This is a genomic window from Citrobacter sp. MGH 55 (assembly GCF_016906145.1).
Lineage (GTDB): Bacteria > Pseudomonadota > Gammaproteobacteria > Enterobacterales > Enterobacteriaceae > Citrobacter_A > Citrobacter_A amalonaticus.
On sequence record NZ_CP070239.1, the window covers coordinates 69,240 to 81,671 of the forward strand.

Annotated in this window: 11 protein-coding genes; 1 reads left to right on the plus strand and 10 read right to left on the minus strand. The window is 51.8% G+C overall.

The features are described from left to right. Positions 1 to 3: 3 nt before the first annotated feature. From skp to rpsB, 10 genes are all read right to left on the minus strand, one after another. A complete protein-coding gene (gene skp / locus JTI98_RS00275) occupies positions 4 to 489 on the minus strand; it encodes a molecular chaperone Skp (RefSeq protein WP_042323679.1) in 486 nt (161 codons plus the stop codon). Between the two features lie 125 nt (positions 490 to 614). Beyond that, positions 615 to 3,044 carry an outer membrane protein assembly factor BamA gene (gene bamA, locus JTI98_RS00280; protein ID WP_044255371.1) on the minus strand — a complete coding sequence of 810 codons (2,430 nt, stop codon included), beginning with the start codon at positions 3,042 to 3,044 and terminating at the stop codon, positions 615 to 617. 31 nt (positions 3,045 to 3,075) lie between these two features. Next, the gene (gene rseP, locus JTI98_RS00285; protein ID WP_216081789.1) at positions 3,076 to 4,428 is read right to left on the minus strand and encodes a sigma E protease regulator RseP; all 1,353 of its coding nucleotides are present in this window, start codon (positions 4,426 to 4,428) and stop codon (positions 3,076 to 3,078) included. 11 nt (positions 4,429 to 4,439) lie between these two features. Further along, the gene (cdsA, locus tag JTI98_RS00290) at positions 4,440 to 5,297 is read right to left on the minus strand and encodes a phosphatidate cytidylyltransferase (protein ID WP_042997863.1); all 858 of its coding nucleotides are present in this window, start codon (positions 5,295 to 5,297) and stop codon (positions 4,440 to 4,442) included. Positions 5,298 to 5,309: 12 nt separating this feature from the next. Further along, positions 5,310 to 6,068, minus strand: coding sequence for a (2E,6E)-farnesyl-diphosphate-specific ditrans,polycis-undecaprenyl-diphosphate synthase (ispU, locus tag JTI98_RS00295; protein WP_042997864.1), 759 nt, complete (start codon positions 6,066 to 6,068; stop codon positions 5,310 to 5,312). 313 nt (positions 6,069 to 6,381) lie between these two features. Beyond that, positions 6,382 to 7,578 (minus strand): 1-deoxy-D-xylulose-5-phosphate reductoisomerase, encoded by a 1,197-nt coding sequence (ispC, locus tag JTI98_RS00300; RefSeq protein ID WP_216081790.1) that lies wholly within the window; start codon positions 7,576 to 7,578, stop codon positions 6,382 to 6,384. Between the two features lie 91 nt (positions 7,579 to 7,669). Continuing rightward, positions 7,670 to 8,227 (minus strand): ribosome recycling factor, encoded by a 558-nt coding sequence (gene frr / locus JTI98_RS00305; RefSeq protein WP_042323692.1) that lies wholly within the window; start codon positions 8,225 to 8,227, stop codon positions 7,670 to 7,672. Positions 8,228 to 8,499: 272 nt separating this feature from the next. Then, positions 8,500 to 9,225: a UMP kinase gene (gene pyrH, locus JTI98_RS00310; RefSeq protein ID WP_042323694.1), complete on the minus strand. Its 726-nt coding sequence runs from the start codon at positions 9,223 to 9,225 to the stop codon at positions 8,500 to 8,502. A 152-nt stretch (positions 9,226 to 9,377) separates the two neighbouring features. Next, positions 9,378 to 10,229, minus strand: coding sequence for a translation elongation factor Ts (gene tsf / locus JTI98_RS00315; protein WP_042323696.1), 852 nt, complete (start codon positions 10,227 to 10,229; stop codon positions 9,378 to 9,380). A gap of 259 nt (positions 10,230 to 10,488) precedes the next feature. Next, positions 10,489 to 11,214 carry a 30S ribosomal protein S2 gene (gene rpsB, locus JTI98_RS00320; RefSeq protein ID WP_012133990.1) on the minus strand — a complete coding sequence of 242 codons (726 nt, stop codon included), beginning with the start codon at positions 11,212 to 11,214 and terminating at the stop codon, positions 10,489 to 10,491. Positions 11,215 to 11,536: 322 nt separating this feature from the next. Between rpsB and map the strand changes: the two genes are divergently transcribed. Beyond that, positions 11,537 to 12,331 carry a type I methionyl aminopeptidase gene (map, locus tag JTI98_RS00325; protein WP_044326885.1) on the plus strand — a complete coding sequence of 265 codons (795 nt, stop codon included), beginning with the start codon at positions 11,537 to 11,539 and terminating at the stop codon, positions 12,329 to 12,331. The last annotated feature ends 101 nt before the right edge of the window (positions 12,332 to 12,432 follow it).

Consider the following 12,432-nt stretch of genomic DNA (forward strand, 5'->3'; position numbering starts at 1 on the left):
TACTTATTTAACCTGTTTCAGTACGTCAGCGGTGATGTCTTTTACATCGCTGCTGTTATAAGCAACGGTGTTTGCGTCAACGACCAGATCGATGCTCTGGCTGCTGGCAACAGATTTCACTGCAGTCTGGATACGGGTAACCAGTTTGCCACGTTCTTCGTTGGAACGACGTGCACGATCCTGCTCAAAAGCCTGCGCTTTCTGAGAGAAGGTCTGGCGCTGAGCCATCACGTCTTTTTCCAGCTTAGTACGATCGCTGCCCGCTTTCATGGACTGCAGACGCTGCATTTTAGATTGCAGATCGGATTCCATACGCTGCAGTTCGCTCGCGCGGCCTTTAAACTCATTTTCCAACGTGTTGGAAACACCGGTCTTCTGTGCAACCTGCTGGAACAGGCTACCCATGTTGACGATAGCAATTTTGTCAGCAGCCTGTGCAGACGTAACCATTGCTAAACCGAGACCTGCCGCTAATAACCACTTTTTCACAATAAACTCCTTACCATCCCATTTGCACCCGAAGGTGCAGTTCTTTGCGTGGCCAGGCGATCCCATGCAAGATGATCGCCTAAAGTCATCGCTACACTACCATTACATTCCTTTGCGAAGAACAATTACCAGGTTTTACCAATGTTAAACTGGAACTGCTCTTTTTTGTCTCCATCGTAATCCTTAAACGGCTGGGCGTAGGAGAAGACCAACGGCCCCAATGGGGACATCCATTGTAATGCGATACCAGCAGACATACGGATATTGCTTGGATCACTGTAGTCTGGATAACCGGAATATGCACTTGAATCCCAGTTAGTATCCCAGACGGTACCCATATCCCAGAAGAACGAAGTACGTACCGAGTTGGCGTATTTATCACTGATGAACGGCGTTGGGGTAATGAACTCCAGGCTGGCGACAGCCATGGCGTTACCGCCCACTGCATCATCCGATTTACACGGCGCCGATTGCGTGCTTTCACATTCGTTATCGTAGTCGCTATCGCCATCATGACGACTGCTGGATGGATAATAAACGGCTTTCGGACCAATGGTGTTGGACTGGAAGCCACGCACGGTACTGGAGCCACCGGCATAGAAGTTCTCATAGAACGGCATCTCTTTACCGCCGATTCCATCCCCATAACCCCAACGGGTACGACCGAGGACCACCCACTTATGATCGTCGTCGATCGGTACGTAGGTTGCGGTATCCAGTGTCGCTTTGTAGAACTCGTTATCAGAGCCAGGGATCGTCACCTTACCGTTCAGGTTGATACGCGTCCCTTCCGTCGGGAAGAAGCCACGGTCAAGCTTGTTATAAGTCCAACCATAGTTGAAGGTGAAGTCGTTGGCGCTAAAGGAGTTGCGGTCATTCGATTCACTCGGGTATTCACCCACGGAGTTCAAATAACGCCACATCGCGACCTGCGGCTGCATATTAGACAGGGAGTTATGCACATACCCTAAACCCGCACGCAGGGTGTTGTATTCGTTGACCGGGAAGCCCAGCGTGACGTCTGTACCATAACTTTTGTTGGTATAGTCAGACAGATCCGCATCGTTCGCATCAAAGTCGTTATAGAAGATGCGCCCACCCAGACTCACGCCATCAACGGTGAAGTACGGGTTGGTGACGGACAGTTCGCTGTAGGTCTGGTAATCGTTCTTGGTACCGTTAATCCCTACCGCGTAACCCGTGCCCAGCCAGTTATCCTGCTGAACACCGGCCTGGAAGCTTACGCCGCTTTCCGTACCGTAACCGACACCGAAGTTAAAGCTACCGGTGTTACGCTCTTTCACCTTATAGACCACGTCAACCTGGTCCGGGCTGCCCGGAACACGCTGCGTGTCTGTGTCGACCGTTTCAAAGTAACCCAGACGGTTCAGACGCTCTTTACCCTGATCAACCATATCACTGCCCAGCCATGCCCCTTCCATCTGGCGCATTTCGCGACGCAGGACGGCATCTTTGGACGTGTCGTTACCTTCAAAACGGATCTTACGCACGTAGAAACGGTTACCCGCATCAACGTTTACGCGCAGCATAACGGTTTTGTCAGTATCGTTGATTTCCGGCTGTGACTGAACACGCGGATAGGCGTAACCATAGCGACCCAGAAGCTTCTTAATATCATCTTCCATTTTGGTCACTTTGGTGCCGTTATAGAGTTCACCCGGCTCAATTTTGGTCAGGCTTTCGATCTCCGCAGAGTGCCCCGCCAGGTTCCCCGTTACCTGAACGCCAGAAAGCTTATACTGCTCGCCTTCCGTGATGTTCACGGTAATGTAGATCCCTTTCTTATCCGGGGTCAGGCTGACCTGCGTTGAGTCGATGTTGAAACGCGCGTAACCGCGATCCAGGTAGTAACTGCGCAGGGTTTCAAGGTCACCCGCCAGTTTCTGCTTCTGGTATTTGCGATCGCCAACAACGTTCCACCACGGAACTTCATCACGCAACTGGAAGTGAGAGATCAGTTCATCCGTGCTGAAGGCATGATTACCGACGATATTGATCTGCTGGATCTTCGCCGATACCCCTTCCTGGAACACCAGTTTAAGGTCAACACGGTTGCGCGGCAGTGGCGTGACAACGGCTTTCACGCTGGCACTGTATTTACCGACGCTATAGTAGAAGTCTTCCAGACCTTTCTCGATATCGGCAATGGTGGTGCGATCCAAAGATTCGCCAACACGCACGCCAGAAGCCTCGAGGTTTTGCTTCAGCATGTCATCTTTCACCGATTTGTTACCGGAGAAGGTGATGCTGGCAATAGTCGGACGTTCTTTTACCTGAACCAGAAGCGTATCGCCATCGCGAAGGACACGAACATCCTCAAAGTTGCCAGTGGCAAACAGTGCGCGAATGGTATTACTGATATCTTCATCATTAACCGTGTCGCCTGTGCGCACCGGCATACTGAGGAGGGCCGCACCAACGGCGACACGCTGCAGGCCTTCGAAATGAATGTCCTTCACTACGAACCCTTCAGCACCGTATACGGTCGCGCTGCTAAACAGCAGCGACGCTATGAGCAACTTTTTCATCGCCATCGTTATTATGCGTTCTTCCTAACTAACTCTCTTACAACCGAGAGAAATCATTGAAAAGTGCAAGCCCCATTAACAGCACCAGCAATATCGAGCCAATGCGATAACTAAAGTCTTGAACCCGCTCGGATACCGGTCCGCCCTTAAGCTTTTCAATCGCCAGGAACAGCAGATGCCCCCCGTCAAGAACGGGCAACGGAAACAGGTTGATTATCCCTAAGTTCACGCTAATCAGCGCAAGGAACATCAGATAATAAATCACCCCGAACTCCGCTGACATCCCAGCCCCCTGAGCGATAGAAATCGGCCCACTGAGGTTGTTCAGTTTCACATCACCGGTTATCAATTTTCCCAGCATACTGACCGTCAGCTTCATCAACTGCCACGTTTTATCCGTGGCCTGTGCAATGGCGCTGAATGGCCCATACTGGCGTACTGTCTTGTACTCATCCGGCAGAGGAATGATTTTCGGCACAACACCGGCAAACCCTTCTGCCTTCCCATTACCCGGTTTCGAATCCGGAATTAATGTCAAAGACAAGGCACTGCCCTGCCTTTCAATTTCCAGCGCTAACGGCTGACCCGGATTATCGCGCACCAGGTTCACGAACGTCATCCACTGCGTTAGCAGTTGACCATCGACTTTAACGATCCTGTCGCCAGCTTGCAAACCCGCCTTACTTGCGGCGGACTGAGCCTGGACTTCTGACAGCACCGGTTCAATCTGTGGTCCGCGCGGTCGAATCCCTAAAGAAGATACAGGATCTTCCTTATCAGGCTCAAATGCCCACTGCCGCAAATCCAGCGTTTTTTCCTGTCGCTGGTTGCTGCCGAAAGGCGCCACGCTGATTGTCGTCTGTTCGTCGCCAATTTTTGCGACCAACTGTAAACGCACTGCGTCCCAATCAGGGGTTTCGATACCATCAACGGCTTTAAGTTCCGTGCCAGGAATAATTTGCGCCTGAGCGGCAATCGAGTTGGGCGTAATTTCACCAACAACCGGACGAACACCGGGGACGCCGATGATAAACACCAGCCAGTAAGCGAAGATGGCAAAAAGGAAATTGGCAACCGGACCGGCGGCAATGATCGCGGCGCGCTGGCCGACGGTTTTGTTGTTGAAAGCGTGGTGGCGCAGCTCCGGGATCACCGGTTCCGCGCGCTCATCCAGCATTTTGACATAGCCGCCCAGCGGGATCAGGGCGATGACATATTCGGTCCCAGACCGATCGGTACGGCGCCAGAGCGCTTTACCAAATCCAATGGAAAAGCGCTCGACACGGACACCGCAGCGCCGGGCAACCCAGAAATGACCAAATTCATGCACGGTGATCAGCACACCCAGTGCGACAATGAATGCAGCCAGATTCCAGAGAATACTCAGCATAAAACCTTCCGTTAAAGCGTCTTGAATACCAGTAACAACAGGCAAGCAAAGACCGGTACTGCCGCCGTCAGGCTGTCAATACGGTCCAGAATACCACCGTGTCCTGGAATCAAATGACCGCTGTCTTTAATTCCTGCTTCACGCTTAAACATGCTCTCGGTCAGATCGCCCAGCACGGAGGCCAGCGCAGCGACAATAGAACAGATTAATAAGGTGACAGGCGCAACATCCAGATTCGCCCACATGCCGTAACCCCAGGAGATCACAGCCGCTGTGGCAAGGCCACCAAAAAAGCCCTGCCAGGTTTTCCCCGGCGACACTTTCGGCGCCAGTTTATGTTTGCCAAACAGTTTGCCAAACATATACGCCCCGGAGTCCGCCCCCCAGACCAGGATCATGACATAGAGCAGCCATATTGCGCCACTGTAATGATTCTCGTCATAGTGCCATGCACGCAACGCCAGCATTCCCCAGAAGAAGGGAACAATCGTGAGCACGCCAAAAATTATGCGTAATGTCTTCGAATTACGCCAGATCGTCGCCGAGTCGGGGTAAAAAAACACCAGCACTAACGCAACAACCCACCAGCCCAGCGATGCCCACAACGAGGCTTCGACCATCGGCTGATGAATATTATGATGATATTCCGGCAACAGAAACAGCATCAGTGCGAGCAATAGCCCACACAGCACCGCCAGCCAGACGCGTTGCGTGCGCGTGGCAAAACCGCTTAACTGTCCCCATTCCCACGCGGCCAGCATACAAACAACCAACGTCACAATGGCGAACCCCACCGGCGGCAGCAGAAACAGCGCCGCGATGACCACGGGTATTAAAACGAAAGCAGAAATTAGGCGATACTTCAGCAAAAGCGACCCCCATCAGGCTTTGTCATCACCGGGCTCGGTGCCGCCGAAACGACGCTCTCGATTAGCAAAGGCATGCAGTGCACCTTCAAAGTCTTGTTCATCGAAATCGGGCCAAAGAACATCTGTAAAGTAAAGTTCGGCATAGGCAATTTGCCAAAGCAAAAAGTTACTTATTCGATGCTCTCCCCCAGTCCTAATTACTAAATCCACCGGAGCCAGCTCATGCATACAGATTTGTTGGTTGAGCATGTCTTCATCAATCTGATCAGGACGCAGTAAACCTTCCTGCACCTGTTCTGCCAGTTGTCTGACTCCCTGGACAATGTCCCAACGTCCGCCGTAATTCGCCGCAATATTCAGCGTCAGCCCGGTATTCTGGGCGGTAAGCGCTTCAGACTTACGAATACGTTCTTGCAAACGCGAGTTAAATCGACTGGTGTCGCCAATAATGCGCAGGCGGACGTTATGGCGATGCAGGCTTTTCACTTCACTATCAAGCGCCCACACAAATAGCTCCATTAACGCACTCACTTCCTGCGCCGGTCGGTTCCAGTTTTCACTACTAAAGGCATACAGCGTTAACGCATCAATACCATTGTTGGCAGCAAAAGAGACGGCACGGCGGACGGATTTCGCTCCGGCCTTATGCCCAAATGCGCGAATCTTCCCTTGCTTTTTCGCCCAGCGACCATTGCCATCCATAATGATCGCGACATGGCGACAGCCATGTGCAGGCAAATTTTCGCTTACTGGTTGAGTTGCAGACAACATAACGCGTTTATAGTCCCTGAAAGGATTTAGCGGTACTCAGGAATACTGAAGCCTTTTGCTCTTCATCCTTCAGGCTGCCTCTTCGTTGGCTGTGATCATTCGCCTCAGTCACATACTCTTTGTATGCGCCTGGAAACTCATTCACTTGCCACCTTGATGCAACCTGAATGATTTTGTGCATCCACAAAAAAGCCGTGTCAAACCACGGCTTACCTGACCGAAAAAAGCCAAATACCTGCGATCAGGTGGCGCAGACTATATCACTGAAGCACAACGCTAACAAATAGCACGATCTCCTCCGGGAGGATAATCCTCAGCTTGCGAGTCGCATCACTTGTTTTCTGGCGACTTCTCGCGCAATCGCATCGACCTTAAGTACGTCATCGACGCTCTGTGGTTCCTGTAGATCCATCTGCTCCAGCACGGCTAAATTGAGATCGGCGATATCGGTAAAGCGTATTTCTTCAGCAAGAAATGCAGCCACGACAATTTCATTGGCTGCATTCAGCGCGGTTGTGGCGGCCTGCCCCTGCTCAAACGCCTCCATCGCCAGTTTCAGGCACGGATAACGTTGGTAATCCGGCGCGCTAAACGTCAGCGCACTGAGTTTGCAGAAATCGAGCGGTGCAACGCCAGAGGTTACGCGATTCGGCCAGGCCATCGTATGTGCGATAGGCGTGCGCATGTCTGGCTCACCCAGTTGCGCCAGAACGCTGCCGTCCTGATAACGCACCATCGAGTGAATCACCGACTGCGGGTGAATCAGCACTTCCATCTGACGGGCACTGGCGTTAAACAACCAACGCGCTTCAATGTATTCCAGACCTTTATTCATCATAGTGGCTGAGTCGACGGAGATCTTACGTCCCATCGACCAGTTCGGATGACGGCATGCCTGATCGGGCGTCATCGACACCAGTTCATGCAGCGGCGTTTCCCGGAACGGGCCACCAGACCCGGTAAGCAAAACGGACATCACGCCATTCTGCTCCAGGTCAGCGTATCCCAGATTGTGTTGAATGGGTTGGGGCATACTCTGAAAAATAGCGTTATGTTCGCTGTCTACCGGTAAAAGTCGGGCTTTACTGTGCTTCACGGCGTCCATGAACAGGCGTCCACAGGTCACCAAAGATTCTTTGTTTGCCAGCAGAATGGTTTTTCCCGCGCGAATGGCGGCAAGCGTTGGCAGCAGGCCCGCCGCGCCAACGATGGCCGCCATGACCTGATCGACCTCATCAAGCGCCGCCATATCACAAGCCGCCTGTTGCCCCCTGAGAACTTCCGTATGGCTACCATGCTGCTTTAGCGCGTCATTGAGAAGGCGCGCGCTGGCGTCATCGTCCATCACGGCATAACGCGGGGAGAATTCCAGGCACTGCTCCACCATACGGCTGACATTTTTACCTGCCACCAGCGCGATAACGCGAAAGTGCTCAGGGTTTTGACGCACCACGTCCAGCGTGCTGCAACCGATAGAGCCGGTCGAACCCAGAATGGTTAATTGCTTCATCAAACATCCGAAAAAAGAGACAGGATAAAAAGCAAAACGCCGCCAGCCGATCGTATGATCTTCTGAGCGGCGTTTTGAGCGTACAGCGGAATCAGAACTGCATCAGTTCTGCTTCTTTATCTGCCAGCGCCGCATCCACTTTCTTGATGGCGGCATCCGTCATTTTCTGTACGTCGTCCTGAGAACGGCGATCGTCATCTTCGCTGATCTCTTTGTCTTTCAGCAGTGCTTTCACTTTATCGTTCGCGTCACGGCGGACGTTACGTACGGCAACACGCGCCTGTTCAGCTTCACCACGAACGATTTTCGTCAGATCTTTGCGACGCTCTTCCGTCAGCGGAGGCAGCGGAACGCGAATATCGCTGCCTGCGGAGCTCGGGTTCAGACCGAGGTCAGAAGCCATAATCGCTTTCTCAACGGCCGGGCTCATGGAGCGATCAAACACGTTGATTTTCAGGGTACGGGAATCTTCTACCGTTACGCTTGCCAGCTGACGCAACGGCGTTGGCGTGCCGTAATATTCCACGACAATGCCATCCAGCAGGCTGGGAGAAGCACGACCCGTGCGTATTTTGCTGATTTGGTTTTTGAACGCTTCTACGCATTTTTCCATGCGTACTTCAGCATCTTTTCTGATATCGCTAATCACGTTACGAATCCTTGGATACTAGTCTCAGTCAGACCAGACAGCACACAATACACTTCATCCTTCAAGCTGCCTCTGCGTTGACTGCAAGCGTTCACTCCAGTCACGTACTCAGGTACGCTCCTGGAGATTCACGCTCTTGTCGCCTTGACGCAGCATGAATGACTTTGTGTATTCAGAATGTGCTCAGTATAGTCTCGTTTAATTTATGACACAGGATATAAAAGTCCCGCCGGGTAAAGGCAAATCTTACCCGGAATTGGCCAATACGGGAATTATTCCGTAATTAACGTGCCTTCTTTTTCACCCATGACCACGCGACGCAGTGCGCCGGGCTTGTTCATGTTGAAGACACGAATCGGCAACTTATGGTCACGCGCAAGCGTAAACGCCGCCAGATCCATCACTTTCAGTTCTTTATCCAGAACTTCATTGTAGGTCAACTGCTCGTACATGGTGGCCGAAGGATCTTTCGCCGGATCGGCAGTAAAGACGCCATCGACTTTCGTCGCTTTCAGCACCACGTCGGCTTCGATTTCAATGCCACGCAGGCACGCCGCAGAGTCAGTGGTGAAGAAAGGATTACCGGTACCCGCAGAGAGGATAACCACGCGGTTATTACGCAGCAGGCTGATAGCCTCTGCCCAGCTGTAGTTGTCGCATACGCCATTCAGTGGGATAGCGGACATCAGGCGGGCGTTCACATAGGCGCGGTGAAGCGCATCGCGCATTGCCAGGCCGTTCATCACGGTGGCCAGCATGCCCATGTGGTCGCCCACAACGCGGTTCATACCCGCTTTCGCCAGACCAGCACCACGGAACAAGTTACCGCCACCAATCACCACACCAACCTGAATACCCAGTTCAACCAGTTCTTTGATTTCCTGAGCCATACGATCCAGTATGCTTGCGTCAATACCGAAGCCTTCCGAACCCTGCAGAGCTTCGCCACTTAACTTAAGCAGAATGCGTTTATAGACGGGTTTTGCATTGGTAGCCATGTTTCTTTCCTGAGACTGTCAACGATTAAAAATGGGGGTAAATTCTGGCGACAATGATATGTCGCTACTCAGTACAACGAAATAAGAGCCATACTGATTTTGCGAGACGGGTGACAAAAAGAAGCCGCCCTCAGGCGGCTCCTTTTCGACAATTAAGACTGCTTGGACATCGCAGCAACTTCTGCTGCAAAGTCAGTCTCAACTTTCTCGATGCCTTCGCCCACTTCGAAGCGGATGAAGCCAGTTACGTCAGCGTTGTGCTCTTTCAGCAGCTGACCAACAGACTTGCTTGGCTCCATAACGAAAGGCTGACCCGTCAGAGAAACTTCGCCGGTGAATTTCTTCATGCGGCCTTCAACCATTTTCTCAGCGATTTCTTTCGGCTTACCAGACTGCATCGCGATGTCCAGCTGAACCTGGTATTCTTTTTCTACCACTTCAGCAGACACATCTTCCGGCTTAACAAATTCAGGCTTGCTTGCAGCAACGTGCATTGCCAGCTGCTTAACCAGCTCTTCGTCTGCGCCTTTAGCGGCAACCAGAACACCGATGCGCGCACCGTGCTGGTAGCTACCCAGAACGTCACCTTCCAGGGAAGCGATACGGCGGATGTTGATGTTCTCACCGATTTTCGCTACCAGCGCAACGCGCTCTTCTTCGAACTGCGCTTTCAGCACTTCAACGTCAGTGATTTTGCCAGCAACAGCGGCATCCAGCACTTTGTCAGCAAATGCCTGGAAACCACCATCTTTAGCAACGAAGTCAGTCTGGCAGTTAACTTCCAGAATGAAAGCGATGTTGCCGTCGATTTTGGTTTTGATCACGCCGTCAGCAGCAACGTTGCCTGCTTTTTTCGCCGCTTTGATAGCGCCGGACTTACGCATGTTTTCGATTGCCAGCTCGATGTCGCCATTAGCTTCAGTCAGTGCTTTTTTGCAATCCATCATGCCTGCGCCAGTACGCTCACGCAGCTCTTTTACCAGGGATGCGGTAATTTCAGCCATTCTAAAATCCTCGGAAGATTTGATCTGCCCGGCGTCAAACCGCACAGATTTAAAAGTGAAAAAGGGGGCCATATACAGGCCCCCTAACCAAACATGATACTACCTGGTTTATAAGGGCTCTTCCCCTTCATATTCCGAACCGCAGGAGCGTTTTCTTCGCTCGCTCATCCCAGTCACTTACTGATGTAAGCTCCCGGGAATTCTCGAGCTTGCCGCCTTCCTGCAACTCGCACTATTTCAGGGAAGTTATCAAGCCTTATTATTCAGCTTCTACGAAGCTTTCTTCCGCCTGGGAAGCCAGATCCTGAGAACGGCCTTCACGAACGGTTGCAGCAACAGCGCCCAGGTACAGGCTAACAGCACGGATTGCGTCGTCGTTACCCGGGATAACGAAGTCAACACCATCCGGATCAGAGTTGGTATCAACGATAGCAAATACCGGAATACCCAGGTTGTTTGCTTCTTTGATAGCAATGTGCTCGTGGTCAGCATCGATGACGAACAGAGCGTCCGGCAGACCGCCCATGTCTTTGATACCGCCCAGGCTGTTTTCCAGTTTCTCAAGCTCACGAGTACGCATCAGCGCTTCTTTCTTGGTCAGCTTTTCGAAAGTACCGTCCTGAGACTGAGTTTCCAGGTCTTTCAGACGTTTGATGGACTGACGAACGGTTTTCCAGTTAGTCAGCATACCGCCCAGCCAGCGATGGTTCACGAAGAACTGGTCGCAGCTGTTAGCAGCGTCTTTCACCGCTTCGCTTGCAGCGCGTTTAGTACCAACGAAAAGGATTTTACCTTTACGAGAAGCAATCTTGTTCAGTTCAGCCAGCGCTTCGTTGAACATCGGTACAGTTTTCTCAAGGTTGATGATGTGAACTTTGTTACGCGCACCGAAGATGAACGGCTTCATTTTCGGGTTCCAGTAACGGGTCTGGTGACCGAAGTGAACACCAGCCTTGAGCATGTCGCGCATGGAAACAGTTGCCATGATTAAAACCTCTATAGATAAAGTTGGGGTTATGCCTCCACGTATCCCATATTACCGACCCCAAAGGGCACCCCGGAATATGTGCCGATACGTGTGTGTTGTTACACAAAGTGAGATTTGTCGCTTCCGTCCATTCTGTGTATACGAAATGAGATCGGAAGTCCGGCGCGCTTTATACCACAAATACGCCGTGGACACCAATAATTGTTGGCGGTCTGTGCTGTTAATGATTCTCAATTTGGCAGCATGTATACTGGACTGATACCATTGACAGCACTTACACAATTATTGTCGAAATAATCGACACTGATGGACAGAATTCATGGCTATCTCAATCAAGACCCCTGAAGAAATCGAAAAAATGCGCGTCGCGGGCCGTCTGGCCGCGGAAGTGCTGGAGATGATCGAACCGTATATCAAACCGGGCGTTAGCACGGGTGAACTGGATCGTATCTGTAATGACTACATCGTTAACGAGCAGCATGCGATCTCGGCCTGCCTCGGCTATCACGGTTATCCGAAATCCGTCTGCATCTCTATTAATGAAGTGGTGTGTCACGGGATTCCGGATGATGCCAAGCATCTGAAAGATGGCGATATCGTCAACATCGACGTAACCGTCATTAAAGACGAGTACCACGGCGATACCTCCAAAATGTTTATCGTCGGCAAACCGACCATTCTGGGCGAGCGTCTGTGCCGCGTCACTCAGGAAAGCCTGTATCTGGCGCTGCGAATGGTGAAACCAGGTATCCGTCTGCGTACGCTCGGTGCGGCGATCCAGAAATATGCGGAAGGAGAAGGTTTCTCCGTGGTGCGTGAATACTGCGGACACGGCATTGGTCGTGGCTTCCACGAAGAGCCACAGGTGCTGCACTATGATGCGGATGACGGCGGCGTGGTGCTGCAACCGGGCATGACCTTTACCATCGAACCGATGCTCAACGCCGGTGATTACCGTATCCGCACAATGAAAGACGGCTGGACGGTCAAAACCAAAGACCGGAGCCTATCTGCGCAATACGAGCATACTATTGTGGTGACCGATAACGGCTGTGAAATTCTGACGTTACGTAAGGATGACACCATCCCGGCGGTCATTACGCACGACGCATAACTTTTTTGCCTGATGGCGCTCTCGCTTATCAGGCCTACAAATGGCACTATTCCGTAGGCCGGATAAGGCACTTTCGCCATATCCGGCTTTTTTAATGGGTG

What these genes read in the sequence shown, in the direction of transcription:
- rseP (WP_216081789.1), bottom strand. Translation starts at nt 4,428, where the DNA reads ATGCTGAGTATTCTCTGGAATCTGGCTGCATTCATTGTCGCACTGGGT.
- map (WP_044326885.1), top strand. Translation starts at nt 11,537, where the DNA reads ATGGCTATCTCAATCAAGACCCCTGAAGAAATCGAAAAAATGCGCGTC.
- rpsB (WP_012133990.1), bottom strand. Translation starts at nt 11,214, where the DNA reads ATGGCAACTGTTTCCATGCGCGACATGCTCAAGGCTGGTGTTCACTTC.
- ispU (WP_042997864.1), bottom strand. Translation starts at nt 6,068, where the DNA reads ATGTTGTCTGCAACTCAACCAGTAAGCGAAAATTTGCCTGCACATGGC.
- ispC (WP_216081790.1), bottom strand. Translation starts at nt 7,578, where the DNA reads ATGAAGCAATTAACCATTCTGGGTTCGACCGGCTCTATCGGTTGCAGC.
- bamA (WP_044255371.1), bottom strand. Translation starts at nt 3,044, where the DNA reads ATGGCGATGAAAAAGTTGCTCATAGCGTCGCTGCTGTTTAGCAGCGCG.
- pyrH (WP_042323694.1), bottom strand. Translation starts at nt 9,225, where the DNA reads ATGGCTACCAATGCAAAACCCGTCTATAAACGCATTCTGCTTAAGTTA.
- tsf (WP_042323696.1), bottom strand. Translation starts at nt 10,229, where the DNA reads ATGGCTGAAATTACCGCATCCCTGGTAAAAGAGCTGCGTGAGCGTACT.